General features: G+C 59.5%; 18 protein-coding genes. 15 read left to right on the forward strand and 3 right to left on the reverse strand.

Annotated elements, in window-relative coordinates; all coding sequences use genetic code 11:
* Positions 1-14 precede the first annotated feature (14 nt).
* Positions 15-329: a metalloregulator ArsR/SmtB family transcription factor gene (locus PHV01_RS06665; protein ID WP_337290374.1), complete on the reverse strand. Its 315-nt coding sequence runs from the start codon at positions 327-329 to the stop codon at positions 15-17.
* Positions 330-570: 241 nt separating this feature from the next.
* Here PHV01_RS06665 and PHV01_RS06670 point away from each other — a divergent pair, with 241 nt between their 5' ends.
* Both PHV01_RS06670 and PHV01_RS06675 read left to right on the forward strand, forming a co-directional pair.
* Positions 571-2,880: a Tex family protein gene (locus PHV01_RS06670; RefSeq protein WP_337290375.1), complete on the forward strand. Its 2,310-nt coding sequence runs from the start codon at positions 571-573 to the stop codon at positions 2,878-2,880.
* A gap of 5 nt (positions 2,881-2,885) precedes the next feature.
* A complete protein-coding gene (locus tag PHV01_RS06675; RefSeq protein ID WP_337290376.1) occupies positions 2,886-3,974 on the forward strand; it encodes a phosphotransferase in 1,089 nt (362 codons plus the stop codon).
* Between the two features lie 6 nt (positions 3,975-3,980).
* Here the strand turns inward: PHV01_RS06675 and PHV01_RS06680 are convergent, their stop codons facing one another.
* On the reverse strand, positions 3,981-5,813 hold the full coding sequence (locus PHV01_RS06680) for a two-component system histidine kinase PnpS (protein ID WP_337290377.1): 1,833 nt from the start codon (positions 5,811-5,813) through the stop codon (positions 3,981-3,983).
* A gap of 17 nt (positions 5,814-5,830) precedes the next feature.
* A complete protein-coding gene (locus PHV01_RS06685) occupies positions 5,831-6,514 on the reverse strand; it encodes a response regulator transcription factor (RefSeq protein ID WP_337290378.1) in 684 nt (227 codons plus the stop codon).
* Between the two features lie 192 nt (positions 6,515-6,706).
* Here PHV01_RS06685 and PHV01_RS06690 point away from each other — a divergent pair, with 192 nt between their 5' ends.
* From PHV01_RS06690 to PHV01_RS06750, 13 genes are all read left to right on the forward strand, one after another.
* Positions 6,707-7,045, forward strand: coding sequence for a winged helix-turn-helix domain-containing protein (locus PHV01_RS06690; RefSeq protein WP_337290379.1), 339 nt, complete (start codon positions 6,707-6,709; stop codon positions 7,043-7,045).
* 64 nt (positions 7,046-7,109) lie between these two features.
* Positions 7,110-7,316, forward strand: a complete 207-nt coding sequence (locus PHV01_RS06695; protein ID WP_337290380.1) for a TOBE domain-containing protein — start codon at positions 7,110-7,112, stop codon at positions 7,314-7,316.
* Between the two features lie 18 nt (positions 7,317-7,334).
* Positions 7,335-8,210, forward strand: coding sequence for a substrate-binding domain-containing protein (locus tag PHV01_RS06700; protein WP_337290381.1), 876 nt, complete (start codon positions 7,335-7,337; stop codon positions 8,208-8,210).
* A 93-nt stretch (positions 8,211-8,303) separates the two neighbouring features.
* The gene (locus PHV01_RS06705; protein WP_337290382.1) at positions 8,304-8,642 is read left to right on the forward strand and encodes a molybdopterin dinucleotide binding domain-containing protein; all 339 of its coding nucleotides are present in this window, start codon (positions 8,304-8,306) and stop codon (positions 8,640-8,642) included.
* Positions 8,635-9,006: a hypothetical protein gene (locus tag PHV01_RS06710; RefSeq protein WP_337290383.1), complete on the forward strand. Its 372-nt coding sequence runs from the start codon at positions 8,635-8,637 to the stop codon at positions 9,004-9,006. Before PHV01_RS06705 ends, PHV01_RS06710 begins: the two co-directional genes overlap by 8 nt.
* Before the next feature lie 12 nt (positions 9,007-9,018).
* Positions 9,019-10,005, forward strand: a complete 987-nt coding sequence (locus tag PHV01_RS06715; protein WP_337290429.1) for a formylmethanofuran dehydrogenase subunit B — start codon at positions 9,019-9,021, stop codon at positions 10,003-10,005.
* A gap of 209 nt (positions 10,006-10,214) precedes the next feature.
* Complete coding sequence (locus tag PHV01_RS06720) at positions 10,215-10,508, forward strand: hypothetical protein (protein ID WP_337290384.1); 294 nt, start codon at positions 10,215-10,217, stop codon at positions 10,506-10,508.
* Between the two features lie 148 nt (positions 10,509-10,656).
* A complete protein-coding gene (locus PHV01_RS06725) occupies positions 10,657-12,186 on the forward strand; it encodes a porin (protein ID WP_337290385.1) in 1,530 nt (509 codons plus the stop codon).
* Positions 12,187-12,398: 212 nt separating this feature from the next.
* Positions 12,399-13,241, forward strand: a complete 843-nt coding sequence (modA, locus tag PHV01_RS06730; RefSeq protein WP_337290386.1) for a molybdate ABC transporter substrate-binding protein — start codon at positions 12,399-12,401, stop codon at positions 13,239-13,241.
* A gap of 48 nt (positions 13,242-13,289) precedes the next feature.
* Positions 13,290-13,952, forward strand: coding sequence for a molybdate ABC transporter permease subunit (modB, locus tag PHV01_RS06735; RefSeq protein WP_337290387.1), 663 nt, complete (start codon positions 13,290-13,292; stop codon positions 13,950-13,952).
* Entirely contained in the window at positions 13,952-15,046 is a 1,095-nt protein-coding gene (locus PHV01_RS06740; protein WP_337290388.1) for an ABC transporter ATP-binding protein, read from the forward strand. Before modB ends, PHV01_RS06740 begins: the two co-directional genes overlap by 1 nt.
* 31 nt (positions 15,047-15,077) lie before the next feature.
* The gene (locus tag PHV01_RS06745) at positions 15,078-15,776 is read left to right on the forward strand and encodes an ABC transporter permease (protein ID WP_337290389.1); all 699 of its coding nucleotides are present in this window, start codon (positions 15,078-15,080) and stop codon (positions 15,774-15,776) included.
* Positions 15,773-16,864: an ABC transporter ATP-binding protein gene (locus PHV01_RS06750; RefSeq protein ID WP_337290390.1), complete on the forward strand. Its 1,092-nt coding sequence runs from the start codon at positions 15,773-15,775 to the stop codon at positions 16,862-16,864. Before PHV01_RS06745 ends, PHV01_RS06750 begins: the two co-directional genes overlap by 4 nt.
* The last annotated feature ends 57 nt before the right edge of the window (positions 16,865-16,921 follow it).

The following is a 16,921-nucleotide window of genomic DNA, read 5'->3' on the forward strand; positions in this document are numbered from 1 at the left end:
AGGCCAAAAAAAGGTCAATCACATCGTTTCAACGAAACGCGGAGGCTACGTCCTCTTGGTTTCAGCGAGCCAATAAACCGCTCCAGGTCCTCGATCGCCTCCTGGTTCAACGAGTAGTACACCCATCGACCCTCCCGTCTGTCCGTCAGGAATCCGGCCTCCTTGAGTGTCTTGAGATGGAAGGAGAGCAGCGACTGAGTTGTCGCCAGCATGTCGGTCAAGTTGCAGACGCACTGCTCGCCGTCGCTCAGACGTTCGATGATCTGCAGGCGCGTTTCATCGGAGAGTGCGTGAAACCAGCGTGCAGCCCGAGTGAGATCTTTCGGCATCAGAAATAGCATGAACTGAATATATCAAATGTTATTGATGTGTCAAACGACTATGAAATAGGGCGTCTTCCTCGTAACGGCTGGGCTACACACACCAACGAACCCGGGTAATTCCTACATGGCCAGAACTGTGGGGTTGCGGTTCGCTACCCTATGATTTACACTCGGTACGTTGATCGTTGAAGTCATACGCTTAATGACAACCGACTACATCCTAATTCTCCAATAACTCAAATCACCTATGCTTCAAACTATCGAACAGTGCATCGCCACCGAGCTCGGTGTCAAGCCTGCCCAAGTCATTGCCGCGGTTCAATTGCTTGACGAGGGAGCCACCGTACCCTTTATTGCCCGCTACCGCAAGGAAATCACCGGCGAGCTCAACGACGTCCAATTGCGATTACTTGAGGAACGATTGACCTATCTGCGCGAACTCGAAGAGCGCCGTGCGACAGTACTTGCGTCCATAGACGAGCAGGGCAAGCTGACTGCCGAGTTGAAAGCCGAGATCGATGGCGCAGAGACCAAGCAGCGTCTCGAAGATCTCTACTTGCCCTACAAATCCAGACGACGCACCAAGGCCCAGATTGCTCGAGAGGCGGGCCTGGAGCCCTTGGCCGATGCCCTGTTCGACGATCCAACGCGGGTTCCGGAAATTGAAGCCGCACAATATGTGCGAACCGACCTTGAGCCACCAGAGCAGCATGTACCGGATATCAAGGCAGCGCTCGATGGCGCACGCCAGATCCTGATGGAGCGGTTCTCCGAGGATGCCGGACTGCTCGGCGGGCTGCGTCGTTACCTGTCCAATCATGCCCTGATCGCCTCCAGGGTGGTCGAGGGCAGGGAGGCCGAAGGCGCCAAGTTCCGCGACTGGTTCGATTTCCGCGAACCGATCAAAAGCGCTCCCTCGCACCGGGTTTTGGCCATGTTGCGAGGCCGCAACGAGGACATCCTGCGTGTGGCGCTGAAGACCGAACCCGAACTTGAAGATCCGCCGCGTGTCTCGCCATGCGAAGCCATGATTGCAGGCCATTTCGGTATCGCCGACAAAGGGCGCCCGGCGGACAAGTGGTTGCTGGACTCGGTACGCTCGGCCTGGACGATTAAGCTCTCGCTACACCTGAAGCTTGAACTGATAAACGAGATGCGGGAGCGTGCCGAGGACGAAGCCATCCGGGTCTTTGCCTGCAACCTTCATGACCTGCTGCTCGCGGCACCGGCCGGCCCGCGCGTCACCATTGGTCTTGATCCGGGGATTCGCACCGGAGTCAAGGTCGCTGTCATCGACAAGACCGGTAAGCTTGTCGATACCTCCACGATCTACCCTCATGAACCGCGCCGTGACTGGGAAGGTGCGCTGGCTGCCATTCGCCGGTTGGCTCAACAGCACGGTGCAGAGTTGATTGCTATCGGCAACGGTACAGCCAGCCGGGAAACCGACAAGCTCGTCGTCGATCTCATCAAGCGCCACCCCGAATTACAACTGACCAAGGTGGTGGTGTCGGAGGCAGGGGCCTCCGTGTATTCAGCCTCCGAACTGGCCTCGAAGGAATGTCCCGATATAGACGTCTCTTTGCGGGGCGCCGTGTCTATCGCGCGCCGCCTGCAAGACCCTCTGGCAGAACTGGTCAAGATCGACCCGAAGAGCATCGGCGTCGGCCAGTATCAACACGATGTGAATCAGAGTAAGCTGGCAAAGTCGCTCGGCGCAGTGATCGAGGACTGCGTGAACTCGGTCGGCGTCGACGTCAATACCGCATCTGTGCCCCTGCTGACTCGTATCTCCGGCCTCACCCCGACGCTTGCCGGCAACATCGTCAGCTACCGCGATCAACATGGCGCCTTCAAAAGCCGCAAGCAGTTGCGGCTTGTCCCCCGCCTGGGCGACAAGACATTCGAACTGGCTGCTGGTTTCTTGCGCATCAACAATGGCGACAACCCGCTCGATGCCTCGGCTGTGCATCCGGAAGCCTATCCCGTCGTCGAGCGCATTCTGGCCGACATCAGGAAGGGCATTCGTGAAGTGATCGGAGACGGCAAGGCCGTGCGCGCGCTCGAACCCGGGAAATACACCGATGACAAGTTCGGCCTGCCCACGGTTCAGGACATTCTCACAGAACTCGAAAAACCTGGTCGCGATCCGCGACCTGAGTTCAAGACTGCGGTATTCCGCGAAGGGGTTGAACACCTCAAGGACCTTGAGCCCGGGATGATACTGGAAGGCATCGTCACCAATGTCGCCAATTTCGGCGCCTTTGTCGATATCGGCGTACACCAGGACGGTCTCGTCCACGTCTCAGCGCTTGCCGACAAGTTTGTCAAAGACCCGCACAGCATCGTCAAAGCGGGCGACGTCGTGAAGGTGAAAGTGTTGGAGGTTGATATCGCGCGCAAGCGCATTGCCCTGACTATGCGCCTGTCGGACGAAGTCACGGCGAGGAACGACGGCACCATTTCGCATCGAAGAGGCACACCCCCGCTACCGAAACCAGATGCAGTGCAACAACGCAGTGCGATGGCAGCGGCTTTCGCGAAATTAAATAGGTGAGGCCGGTGACGCAGGCTATTCTCGTTCGCCGACCGAGTGGTCTGACGGTCGCCTGGGCCCAACGCATCGTTGCGCAACATGCTGCAGATGCCACGGTGTCGGAGGTCAATGTGCTGTCCGCTGATATCGGGACGACAACGCGGGTGCGCGTTGCGGTTGAACACAATGGGCCGGAGACGTTGCCCCGTCGTTGGTTCGTGAAACTGCCGTCGCGGTCCTGGCGAGCCCGGTGCATTACGGCGTTACCCCGCCTCCTCCAGACGGAAGTGCGTTTCTATCAGGAAGTGACGCAGGCTATCCCCGTACTTCGGCCTACCATTTTAGCGGCACAGAGCCAGGCCGGACGAGGCACGACGCTGGTCCTTGCTGATGTGACAGAACATGGCGCTGTTCCCGGCGCTCCCGGGGATGCTTTGACGGCCGTCCAAGCGACCATGGTGGTCGAGCAATTGGCCAGACTTCACGTGCAGTTTTGGAATAAAGCGAGTCTCGATCGCGAATATCGGTGGTTGGACGGTCCTGTTCGACGCTGGGAAGATCGATTGGGAACAGCCCTGGCAGTGCCGTTGATGCAACGGGGGTTACGGCGTGCTGGGAGCGTCGTTCCGATAGCGCTCCACGCCCCCGCTGTGCACTATGCGCGTCGGCGTCGTCAAGCGATGCGCGTGCTTGCAGACGGCCCACGCACCCTCGTCCATCACGATGTACATCCCGGCAATCTCTTCTGGCAGCAGTCCCAACCAGGATTCCTCGACTGGCAGCTCGTCCGCATTGGTGAGGGGATTGGTGATATCGCGTACTTCTTGGCTACCGCGCTCACACCTGAAATCCGGCGGACGTGCGAAGCGCACCTGCTCGCACGGTATCAACAGGTTCTTGAAGACCATCAGATTGCGGATCTCGATTCCACGACGCTGCGGCAAAGATATCGCGCCCATCTCGTCTATGCCTTTGAGGCCATGGTGGTGACGCTTGCGGTCGGTGATCTGATGCCTCTGGAGAGCAATTTAGAGCTTATCCGCCGAACTGCCGCGGCGGTTGAGGATCACGATGCCTTTGCGTTCAGACCGGCGAAGAACGCCCATCTCGATTGATCCATATTACACGAAGTCCTTACCAAGAGGGGCGATTGGCAGCGTAAAGCGGACGGTGGTTCCTTGGTTTAATTGGCTTTCGATGGCTAGCTCCCCGCCGTGCGCCTTGACTAGGTGCTTCACGATGGCCAGGCCAAGTCCTGTCCCGCCCATCTCCCGAGAGCGGGCCCTATCTACCCGGTAGAATCGCTCCGTGATCCTGGGTAAGTCCTGAGAGGGGATGCCGATACCGGTATCCTGCACTGCAACCTCCACGAAGTCAACGGCAGGGTGTAGGGTATCGGGTGTAGGGTGGGTGAGCGAAGCGGACACCCTGACAGTCCCGCCCTTTGGAGTAAACTTGAAACTGTTGTCCAGGAGGTTGATCATAACCTGTGCGATCCGATCGCGGTCGGCCAGAACGCACGGTAGATCATGGGGAAGCTCGGCCTGAAGCTCGATCTCCTGCTTGGTCGCTTGCGGTCCGTAGATTGTCATAACGCTCCCCACCACCTCGGCAAGGCTCATCGAGCGCCGGTGAAGGGCGATCTTCCCCAACTCGAGGTTGGAGAGATCCAGCAGGTCGTCCAGGAGCCGACCCAAACGCTCGGTGTGCTTGTGAATCACCTCGAGGAACGGACGGGCATGCTCCCGATCCTCGAGCGCTCCCTCCAAGAGGGTCTCCAGGTATCCCCTGACTGAGGTGAGGGGGGTGCGGAGCTCATGAGAGACGTTGGCCACAAACTCCGTACGGGCCGTCTCCAGCCGACGGAGCTCGGTGACATCATGCATCACCCAAAGGGCGCCTGATGGTCGTTCGCTGCCCTTGAGGGGAGAGGCGTGCACTTGAAGCACCCGCTGCACCGGGGTAAAGATATGAAGCTCCCGCGGGGCGAAAATCCCCTCCCGAAGCGTTTGATTCAAAAGATCTAACATCTCCTTGTTGCGGATCACCTCGAGAAATGGCCTGCCCTCCGCTACGACCGACGAGATGTTGAAGAGCCGGCAGGCGCTGGCGTTAATAAAGAGGATCCGATTCATCCCATCAACCGCCAGCACCCCTTCCACCATGCTGTCAAGGATGGCGGCCCCCTTGGCCCGTTCCTCTTCCAGCGCGGTGAGCCGATCCTCCAGCCCCTTTGCCATCAGATTCAGGGCATTCCCTAACTGGCCAATTTCATCGGAGGAGACCGCGGAAATCTTTCGGGAGAAGTCCCCATCGGCCATGCGACGAGCGACGGCTGTCATCTCGGCGATGGGGCTGGTCACCTGACGAGCGAAGATGAAACCCAGGACCGCTGCCGCCGCCAGGGCAATCAGGCCCCCAATGACCAGTGTGTGCCTGATTAACGCGAGATCACGACTGAGATCAGAAAGCGGCATCGCAACGCGGAGGACCCCGGTGATTACCCCATCCTGTCGCAGGGGGATGGCCAGATACAGCATCGTGACGCCGAGGGTGTCGCTTTGACGAAGAACGCTCCCCACACCATCGGTGATGGCAGCCTGAACCTCCGGGCGGTGCAGGTGATTGTCCATCAGCGCGACTTGCTCAAGCGTTCTCTCGGAATCGGCGAGGACTCGGCCTCCCGCCTCGATTACCGTGACTCGGGTCGCGACCTGCTGAGCGAGCCGTTGCGCCAACCGCTGAAGCTGCTCGGCATCCCGGGAGAGGAGGGCGGGATTCACCTCGTTGCTCATGAGCTGAGCTTGGGCCTGTAAGCTTGTCTTCAACCGATCGATCGGGGTGCGCTCGAGCGAAGAGAGGAGATAGACGCCGGCGACGGCGACGATGACCAGCACTAAGAGGAGATACGTGCCGATCAGCTTGCGCTGAAACCCGCCTTCGATCCGTGACATCCTTACTGTTCCGCCGATCAGGAGTCCTGGTTGAACCGGTACCCGACGCTCTTGACTGTGACGATGCGTGCGGCCTCCGGTCCCAGCTTCTCCCGGAGGCGTCGGACATGAACATCGACGGTGCGGGATTCTATTTCGGAGGCCCGCTCGTATCCCCAGACACGGTCCAACAGGTACTCCCTGGTCAGGACGCGGCCCTTGGCCAGAACGAGGGCTTTCAGAAGGTCGAATTCCTTCGGTGTCAGCTCGACGGCCCGCTTGCGGATCGTAACAGTATACCGGTCGAGATCGATCTCAAGACTGCCGGCCTTCACAACCTCTCCCCCCTGGACCTCCTCGCTTCTGCGAATCAGGGCCTTGACCCTGGCTATCAGCTCCTTAGGGCCGAACGGCTTGGTGAGATAGTCGTCGCCGCCCAACTCCAGGCCCAGGACCTTGTCGGTTTCTTCCGCCTTGGCGGTCAGCATCAGGATCGGGAGGCGCGCAGTGTCGGGTTCTTTGCGAAGCCGACGGCAGACATCTAATCCGCTCAGATGCGGCAGCATCAGATCCAGGACCAGCAGACTTGGTCGCTCACGCTTGACCAATTCTAAGGCCTGAAGGCCATCATGTGCCTGAAGGACACGGAATCCCTCGCGCTCCAGATGGTACGCGACCAGGGCGGTAATGTCTTTCTCGTCATCGACTACAAGGACCTTCACGACTACACCTCCAGTCAGGTTATCAGCATCACGTGGTTAGGGTAAGCAGTGGCGTATCCGATGATAGCGACCTTCACGGTGAGTCGCAAGCGCTTTACCTCGGTCAGGGGTCTCTCGACAATTTTATTTGACGCAATAAGCACATGATGCTAGATTTTCGATATGTTCATGCAAACATAACGGAAATAATCGATGCGCGTTGAAGTGAAATCGAAGACTTGGCTGGAGGCCGATGGCAAGTTCATCATCGGGGAGCACGGGATCGCGCTCCTGGAGGCGATCGATGAACTCGGGTCGATTCAGCAGGCGGCGAAACAGCTTGGGTGGGGCTATCGGCACACCTGGGGGTATCTCAAGAATATGGAGCGGAATGCCGGCGTGCCGATCCTGCTTGTTCGCCATGGAGGGCAGTCAGGCGGCGGGACGCAGCTTACACCGCAAGGGCGCAAGCTCCTACGAGACTACAAGCGATTGCAGAAGACGTTGCGGGCAACCATACAACGGAAATCGCGGTTGCTGTTCTCGTACTAAGCTACAGGCGCAGAAGTGACAGATATTACCAAGGTGATGTTCGGAAAGGGAGGAGGTGGGGAGGATGGAGATGAGCGCTCGGAATCAACTGCCTGGGACCATTAAGAAGGTCAAAGTCGGTACCGTGATGGCTGAGATAGTCATGAAGGTGGGAGATCAGGAGCTGGCCGCGGCCATCACCAGCGGCTCGGCCAAGCGAATGAAATTGAAGGTGGGTGATAAAGTCTTCGCCGTCATCAAAGCCACCGAAGTCATGATCGCCAAGGAGTAGCGGGAGATGATTGGGGTCATGGGTAAGAGATGGCTGAAGAGCGCTCGTAAACGCTTTGTCGTGGGTTTGGCGGCGGTTGGCATTTTGCAGATCGCGTTGATCTGTAGCGTTCAGGCCACAAGCCAGAATGTCATTCTGGCGACGACGACGAGTACGCAGGATTCTGGTCTACTTGACGTCCTAGTTCCGCTATTTGAAAAGCGAACTGGCTACGTAGTGAAAACGATTTCCATCGGAACCGGTCAGGCGCTTGCGTTGGGCGGTCGAGGCGAAGCCGACGTCGTCCTGGTGCATGCGCCTGAGGCTGAGAAGAGGTACGTGGCTGAGGGGACGCTCATCAACCGTCAGTTGGTCATGCACAACGATTTTATCATCGTCGGCCCGGAATCCGATCCAGCCAGGATTCGTAGTCTTCGGAAGGCGAGTGATGCGTTTCGCAAGATTGCCGAGACGAAGGCGGCGTTCGCCTCGCGCGGCGACAACTCCGGAACGCATCAACTCGAACGACGCCTCTGGAAAGAGGCGGGACTGAACCCGAACGGCGACTGGTATTTGCAATCGGGCCAGGGGATGGGGCAGACCCTCGCAATCGCGTCAGAGAAACGGGCCTATACCCTCACCGACCGTGGAACCTATCTTGCCTTGAAAAGACAGAGACGCCTCGCCCTGGACACTCTGGTCGAGCGGGACCCATCGCTCCTGAATATCTACTCGGTCATGGAGGTCAGTTCCGCCAAGCTCCCGAAGGTGAACGCTGCGGGCGGGAAGGCGTTCGCCGACTTTATGGTCTCGCCTGCGGCCCAGGAGGTCATCAAGAGTTTCGGGGCAGATAAGTTCGGTGAGCCGCTCTTCTACCCGGACGCAGGCAAACACGAGGAGGAGATTGGGCGCTAATAACTATCGACTCATGGCAACTTTAGGCTCAGTGTGGTTCTAGGATGGCGGGTACCCTTGCAGGCGAGGGGCCTGGGAAGGAGCACGCTTGAGATGACGAAGAGACGGTTTACGGTGATCACGGCCCGGACGCTCACGCAAGGCCAGGCGATGCACGTCGGAAAGGAGTCGAAAGAGTATGTGGACGAGATCTCTACGGCGCGAATGAACCTCAAAGACTTCGAGGAACTCGAACTGCATGACGGGGATCGCATTCGATTAGCGACGAAGCACGGGTCAACTGTGCTGAAATGTGCAAAGGGTGATGTGCCCCAGGGGATGGTGTTCATTGCGTATGGGCGACTGATTAATCCGATTGTCGGCACGGATACCCAAGCGACCGGGATGCCGGACTACAAGGGTATCGAGGTGGAGGTGGAACGCTATGTCTGAGAATGTGGCTGTAATAGACTTGAAGAAGGTGGAAGTGTTTACCGGTGTAGTCTGTCCCTTCTGCGGCACGGCGTGCGATGACATCGAAATTCGTGTCGAGGATGGAAAAATCAAGACGGTGAAGAATGCCTGTGCCCTGGGCAAGGCCACCTATATGCACTATCAAAGCGACCTGGCGACGCCAAGGATTCACGGGCAACCCGCGACCATAGAGCAGTGCATCGATGCGGCCGCAGAGATCCTGGCCAACGCCAAGTACCCCTTGATCTATGGTCTGGACTCGACTGAGTTAAGTGCCCAGCGGAAGGCGATCGAGTTGGCGGAACTGATCGGCGCCAACATCGACCATACGTCATCGGTCTGACACGGACCAGGTCTGCAGGGTCTGCAGACAATCGGTCTTCCGACGTGCACCGTGGGAGACATCAAGAACCGGGCCGACCTCGTCGTGTACTGGGGGTCGAACCCGGCAGAGGCGCATCCGCGACATCCCAGTCGCTATGCCGTAACGGCCAAGGGGCTTTTTACCCCCTTGGGAAAAAAAGAACGGACGATCGTGACGGTCGATGTGAGACCGACTCCTTCGGCCCGGATGGCCGATATCGCTTTCCAGATCAAGCCGAACTCCGACTATGAGGTTCTTTCCGTCCTGTTGGCGCTGGTGAAGGGTCACGAGCTGGATTGCCGTGAGGTGGGTGGAGTGGCGATCGAGGAATGGAAGGCGCTTGCAGACAAGATGAAGCAGTGCAAATTCGGGATCATCTGTTGGGGGATGGGCATCACCATGAGCCGGGGCAAGACGATGAATGCGATCGCCATCCTGAAACTGGCTCAAGAGCTGAACCGATTCACCAAGTTTTCGGGTATGCCGATGCGTGGTCATGGCAACGTGGTGGGTATCCAGCAGGTGCTGACCTGGCAGACCGGCTACCCTATGTCGGTCAACTTCAGCCGGGGCTATCCTCGATACAACCCGGGAGAGTTTTCAGTCGCCGACCTCGTGGGCCGCAGAGAAGTAGACGCCGCCATGATCATCGCGGCGGATGCCGTTGGTCACCTTCCCGGTAAGACCGCGGAGCATCTTCGGTCGATTCCGCTCATTGCCATAGACCCAAAAGAGAGCGATACGACGAAGGTGGCGACGGTGGTGATTCCCGTGGCGCAGGCTGGGGTGGCTGCCGCCGGCATGCAGTATCGGATGGATCACATCCCGCTCAAGCAGAAGGGGGTTGTCGACTCGCCCTGGCCGACGGATCGGGAGGTTGTGGAGCGGATTGTTACGAAGATTGTCGCGAAGAAGAACGGTAGGAGCGGCGTTGCCGCAGGCTTAGGGAAAGGGGGAGCAGTAAAGGGCAAGTGGTAGCGATAAGGGGCTGAAGACAATAATCGCGATCCCCCCAACCGCCATTTGCCCTGCCTGAACCCCCTGCCGAACCGTCGCCAGAACGGGCGCGAGATCCAGAGCGCCCTGCCTTTCTCAGTGAGCTTCTCTAAAACGACTACCAGCCCGGAAAGCGAAAACTCCCACGACCGAGCGCGTAGGTCGGTTCCGGTATTTCCAAAGGGGGTTCGGTGAACAACTCCGTGACCAAGACGGAGGCGGCCGAGACGTTCTATCATCTCGTGAGTCCAAATCTGCCTCCGTTCTGCCAAGGCACCGCCTGTTTTGTGGCGCGCCACCTCAATCCGTGGCGTTTCTCGCAAGCCGAGGCCCAATCCTCTCGCCTGAAGCCCGGCGAACTCTTCTCCACCTTTCATTCCCCGGACTTATTTCTGAACAAGGTCACCGGTCCGCACCGCGACTCGCAGGTCAAGACACCGGAATACAAGCTAACCGCGGTCCATATTGAGGCCGCGGGAACATAATCCGAATGGCGGTGAGGATCTGAAGTCCGCGTACACCAGGCAAGAGATCATCCGATCAGGGCGGGGGCAGTTGAACGCCCCGCATCAACAAAGCGTTCCGCACTCGGGAGCGCGGTAGTTAACCGAACAACGTACAGAGAGGAGAATCATGACGCAAAGAGGCTGGTGGGTTCGTGGTGCCGTCCTGGGTAGCGCCTTGCTGCTTGCCCCGGTGGGGGCGTGGGCCGATAAACTCACGGAACTCGAGCAGGCATTTGAGACACAGCGGCAGTCGCTGCAGCAGTTGCAACAGGAGATGAACCGGCTGCGGCAAGACCGGACCGCGCAACAGGCCGAGACGGACCGGCGCGTAATGGAGGTGGAGAAGAAGGCTGCCGAGGCCGCGGCCTCGTCCCTGCTCACTGGGTATGAGCCCGGGAAAGGGTTCTTCCTGAAGTCCGCCGATGGCCAGTTCACCCTGAACTTGCGCGGCTACGTTCAGACTTGGTTCATCACGGAAGGGGCGCGACAGGAAGAAGAGTTCAACGCCGCAGACAAGGCAGCCGGGATCGCGCGACACACCCCGAGTACCTTCAGGCAGCGCCGCACTCGGTTGATCGTGAGCGGCCAGGTCTTCAATGACTTCGGCTTCTACATCGAGCCAGAGCTCTCCTTCGGTGGGGTTCCCGATTCCACCGGGCAAAGTACAGGCGCTGCACGGCTCGAAGCGGGCTATGTCAACTATACGTATGCTCCGTGGGCCAAGGTGACCGTCGGGCAATACAAACCCCGCTTTGGCCTCGAAATGATCACCGCCTCTACTGATCTGGACTTCGCCGAGCGAGCGGTGATCTCCAAGGCGCTGTCCCCGGACTGGCAGCTAGGCGCCACCGTCGAGGGTACTGTGAAACTGCTTCCCATACCCGTCTACTATGGAGTGGGGATCTATAACGGCTGCGGCCGGATCGATCAGTGTAAGGGCGGCATCGACAATGACGGCGATAAGGAGTTCACCGGTCGAGTGACCGTTGCCCCCCCGATGCCCTTCGGGAATCTCACCATTGGGCTGAACGCCGATCATCGCACCTTCCGAGTCGTCAATGGGAAGGGTGCGACCGATGCAAACAGTACGACGACATCGGTCAGTGGTACCTCGTTTCACCGCTTCAACCCAGCCCAGGCGACCGGCTGGAAATTGGGGGGTGACGGGGCCGGCACGTCACAGAACGGCTTCCTGATCAACGGTAACCGCGTCACCGGCGGCGGCGATCTCGTCTTCGACTTGTACCCATTCATCATCAAGGGGGAGTACGCCTACGCCTCTCAAGAGCGTGACGCCTTGGGCGCGGGTGGCAGCAATCTCGACAACCTCATCATCCAGGGTGGCTACGGGTCGCTTGGTTACTGGCTCTTCGGTAATAAGCGGAGTGGCCTGCTGGCCATCGGCCGCTATGAGCACCTGCGGGTCGATGACAACTCAGGCGCATTTACGGCGCCTGCCTCGGCCACCAAGGAGCGGCCAATGGAGATGCGGTCCGGCACTCTCGGCCTGAACTGGTATGTCAACCCCAGCGTCCGGCTACGGGCCAACTATCTTCTCACCGACGTCAGGCCGGGCCGGAATACGATCGGCGTGAGCAATAGCACGCACGGTGAGCTGGTGCACGAGGGGATTGCTGAGGTGCAGGTCCAGTTCTAAGCGGTAGCGCACGGGCAGGTTTCAGTCGGAACCTACTATCTGAAAGGACATACATTCACGATTGATGCAGACCGTGGGCTACCTGCGCTGCACCTGGCGATCGCGAGTGGGATCGGTCTAATGGAGGCGGGCCGGCACCGGGTGACCACAGGTAAGAGCCGATCGAGGTCAGGATTGCGTTTTAAGCCGCATTCGGCATATACTGAGCCAGAATGCTGCGGGGCGATCGAGAGACAATCCGACCGGGCTGGCGCTTACGCTTACCTGGTTACGCAACGAAGGGTTGGCTGTTAGGTCTCCTGACGGTCATTGCGTGGTTTACCATCGCATCTGCGGCGTCGAAGCAAGAGTTGCTGATTTCCGCCGCGATCAGCCTGAAGGAGCCGCTGCAAGAGATTGGCGCGCTGTTTGAACAACGCCATCCAGAGGTGAAGGTGATTTTCAACTGGGGCGCCTCCGGCGCGTTGCAGCAGCAGATCGAGCGTGGCGCTCCAGTAGATGTGTATGTCTCCGCCGCGTCGAAACAGATGGACGAGCTCGAGGCTAAGGACCTTCTGCTCAATGAAACCCGGCGTACACTTGCTGCTAACCTGCTGGTCCTGATCACATCTTCTACTCTTCGGTCCGATTTCGCTTCCTTCAAAGATTTGACGAAGTCAGGGGTCAAGCTGATCGCCATCGGCAACCCACGGACTGTCCCTGCTGGAGGGTACGCGCAGGCGGCCCTGATGAGTCTTGGGTTGTGGGATTCGCTGCAACCGAAGCTGATCTTCACAGAGAATGTTCGTCAGGCTCTGGCCTACGTCGTACGAGGCGAGGTCGAAGCCGCCCTGGTCTATGCCACCGACGCGCAGAGCGCCGGCGAAGCGGTCCAGGTGGCCGTCGCCCCACTGGAGGGGAGTGCTCCGCCGATCTTGTACCCGATCGCCGTGGTCAGGACCTCAAAACAAAGCCAAGAGGCCAGGGCCTTCGTTGATCTGACGCTGAGCGAGGCGGGCCAGCGGATCCTAAGGGCTCATGGGTTCCTGCCGCCGCCAAAGGTCCTGGCTCGCTGAAGGGGACGGTCAGGACGCGAGACCGCCTCTCATGAAACGAGGACAGCCATGACTCAAATCCCACTGTCCCCCCTGTTTCTATCGTTGAAGATCGCCGGCTTGGCAACAGTGGCTACGCTTCTTATCGGCACTCCGATTGCGTGGATGCTGGCGCGAGGCCGTTTTCCAGGCAGGGCAGTCCTGGAATCGATCGTAGTGGTCCCGCTGATTCTGCCTCCTACCGTAACTGGCTACTATTTGCTGCTGTTGATTGGCCGACAAGGACTGCTGGGACGTCTTCTGGAGCAAGGGCTGAATATCGGCATTATCTTCACCTGGAAGGCCGCCGTTCTCGCCTCGACCATCGCCGCGTTGCCGCTGTTCATTAAGGCCGTCCAGGGTGCGTTCGAAGGAATCGACCGCCGGATCGAGGATGCGGGTCGAACGTTCAGACCTGCCGTGATCGTGCTGTGTACCATCACCCTTCCCCTGGCGTGGCGGGGCATCTTGGCAGGGTCGATCCTGGCTTTTGCCAGGGCCATGGGAGAGTTCGGGATGACGCTGATGATTGCCGGAAGCATCCCGGGGCGGACCCAGACGCTTGCCCTCGCGATTTACGACGCGGTCCAGGCAAATCAGCCGCAGGAGGCGAATGCCCTGTCGATCCTGGCGACGGCCACCGTGCTGCTGATCCTCGTGTTGGTCGGTCGGATGACGAAGGTCAAATACTGATGCTTGAACTCGCGCTCGACAGACGACTGCCGGGATTCCACCTCCAGACGCATCTTCAGATCGGCGATGAAATCGCCGCTCTGTACGGCCCATCCGGTTCGGGCAAGAGTCTGACGCTCCTGGCCATCGCCGGCCTGATCAGACCGACCTCCGGGACGATTCGCATCAACGGTCGGACCGTCTTTGATGCGAAGACCGGCATCGATCTTGCGCCGCATCAGCGGCGGGTTGGCCTCGTGTTCCAGGAGTATGCCCTCTTTCCTCATAAGACGGTATCAGGGAATCTCTCGTTCGGACTGGCTCGAGGGGTCTCCACACATGAAGCGACCCTTCGGGTGGACGAGATGCTTCATCTCCTGCGGCTCCAGTCATTCGCACAGCATTATCCGCATCAGCTCTCAGGCGGACAGCGGCAACGCGTGGCCTTGGGACGCGCCCTGATCGGTCACCCTGAGATCCTGTTGCTGGACGAGCCGTTCTCCGCCCTTGATCCGGCCGTCCGCGAGACCCTCCGACAGGAGTTGCTTCAGATGCTGGCCGACTATAAGGGCACGATCCTGCTTGTGACCCACGATCTGCAGGAGGCGTATCTTATGGCCTCCACCATCGCCATCATCGACGGCGGCAAGGTGCTCCAGATGGGAACTCGGGAAGAGGTGCTCCATCAACCACGGACCCGGCGCGTAGCCGAGCATACCGGCGCGAAGAACATCTTGCGAGGTGTGGCCTGCCGAGACCCAGATGGCGCCTTGGACATCGTCTGGCGAGGACATCATCTGCGGGCCGATGGCCCTGGGCCGACGGTACCTGGGGAGGTGGAATTCTGTATCCGACCGGAGGATGTCAGACTGGTGTGGCCGGAAAGGGCGGAGCGGCGTGTCAACCTCCTGCGGGGCCAGATCGTCCACGAGCTTGGGCGTGGTCTTGACTATCTGCTCTTTGTGAGCCTCGTCGATGGGGGCGATCGCGCGAAGTATGATCTGGAAATCCAGGTCCGAAGCCGCCTGCACCACTTGATGACGCTGCACGTGGGAAAAGAGGTCTGGCTGTCGTTGCCGGCAGACCGTCTGCACCTGCTGGCCCCTGATGAGTAATGGTTGAGCGTAGCTGCGTGGAGGAGCGAGGATGGAGCTGATCTGGCAAGGCATCAAGCAGGCTATTCTATTGCTTGTTCACGGCGACCCGGAGGTGCTGCGGATTATGCTGCTTTCGCTGCAGGTCTCGGGGACCGCGACCCTGCTTAGCCTGCTGATCGGCATCCCCCTTGGCACCGTCTTGGCTCTAAGCCGCTTTCCTGGGCGGAGCATTGCCATCAGCCTGGTTAATACCGGGATGGGCTTGCCGCCGGTCGTGGTTGGTTTATTCGTGAGCATCTTCCTCTGGCGGAGTGGGCCGCTTGGCTTTCTGGAGTTGCTTTACACGCCGACTGCCATTGTCCTCGCCCAACTCGTGATCGCCGGCCCGGTTGTCACGGGCCTTACGGTGGCCGCCGTTCAGCAGTTGAACCCGCGACTGTGCCTGCAACTCGTGGGGCTTGGTGCGTCGAGGCTTCAGGTCGTGTACCTCCTCCTCAAAGAGGCGCGCCTGCCGCTCCTGGCTGCGCTGATGGCCGGCTTCGGTGCGGTCATCTCCGAGATCGGCGCCTCCATGATGGTGGGCGGCAACATCTACCGGCAGACGCGGGTACTCACCACCGCCACTGTCCTGGAAACCAGTAGGGGGAATTTCGACATGGCGATTGCGCTCTCTCTCCTGCTGTTGCTCCTGACCTTCGGCGTGAACGTGACCCTTACCTGGATTCAGCAACGGGGACGGACACCGTGAGCGGGCCGATACTCTGCCTCGACAGGGTCACAGTGACATACGACGGCATACCGGTCCTGGACGCGCCGTCATTTGAGGTCCAGGAGGGGCAGATCCTGGCCGTCATCGGCCCAAACGGGGCCGGCAAATCGACACTGCTTCGACTCCTCGGATTTTTGGAGCGTCCTACTGAAGGACGCGTCCTCTTCAGGGGTCAGTCGGTCCAGCCGTATAGCAATCTGCTAATGGTCCGTCGCCGCATGGCCAGTGTCTTTCAGGAGCCATTGCTGACTGATGGAACCGTGGAGGCAAATGTGGCCCTCGGGCTCAGGCTCCGACGCGTCGATTCGGCCGAGGTCAGCAGGCGCGTTCAGGAAAGCATGGGCACCCTTGGCATCGGGCATCTGGCCAGACGGCGGACCCGAACCCTTTCGGGCGGCGAGGCTCAAAGGGTGAGCCTGGCGCGGGCCCTGGTCCTCGATCCGGAGGTCTTCCTGCTTGATGAGCCGTTCGCCGCCCTGGATCCGCTGACTCGCGAGGGGCTACTGGTTGACCTCAAGGCGATTCTCGACAAGAGACGGATCACGACGATCTTTGTGACGCACGATCGGAACGAGGCGTTGGCGCTTGGCAATCAGGTCGCTGTCATGATTGGTGGGCGGGTATTGCAGGTGGACATGCCTGAGCGGGTCTTTACCGAGCCTATCAACGAGGAGGTGGCCCGTTTCGTCGGTATTGAAACGATCCTCCGCGGCCATGTACAGTCCATCAGCCAGGGACTCGCTACCGTCGAGGTCCCGGGGTGGGCGCTGGAAGTGGCAGCGCCGTTGACGCCGGGGGAGCGCGTGCTGGTCTGCCTCAGGCCGGAGGAGATCACGCTCTTCCCTCGCGGGGTAACCCTGACTACCTCCAGCGCGCGGAATCAGTTCTACGGGCGGGTGATCCGCCACCTGCCGGCTGGCTCCACCTTTCGGGTAACGATCGACTGCGGTGTCCTGATCGTGGCGACAATCACCCGGCAGTCGTGGGAGCAACTCGGCCTGCAGGACGGGGTCGAGGTTGTTGCCGCATTCAAAGCAACCGCTCCCCATATCATCCGCTGCGCCTGATGGTTTTTGCCCTTGACTTTTTTCTCATAATTGGGTAGGGTAAAATCAAAATGGGAT

Source organism: Candidatus Methylomirabilis sp., from assembly GCF_028716865.1.
Lineage (GTDB): Bacteria > Methylomirabilota > Methylomirabilia > Methylomirabilales > Methylomirabilaceae > Methylomirabilis.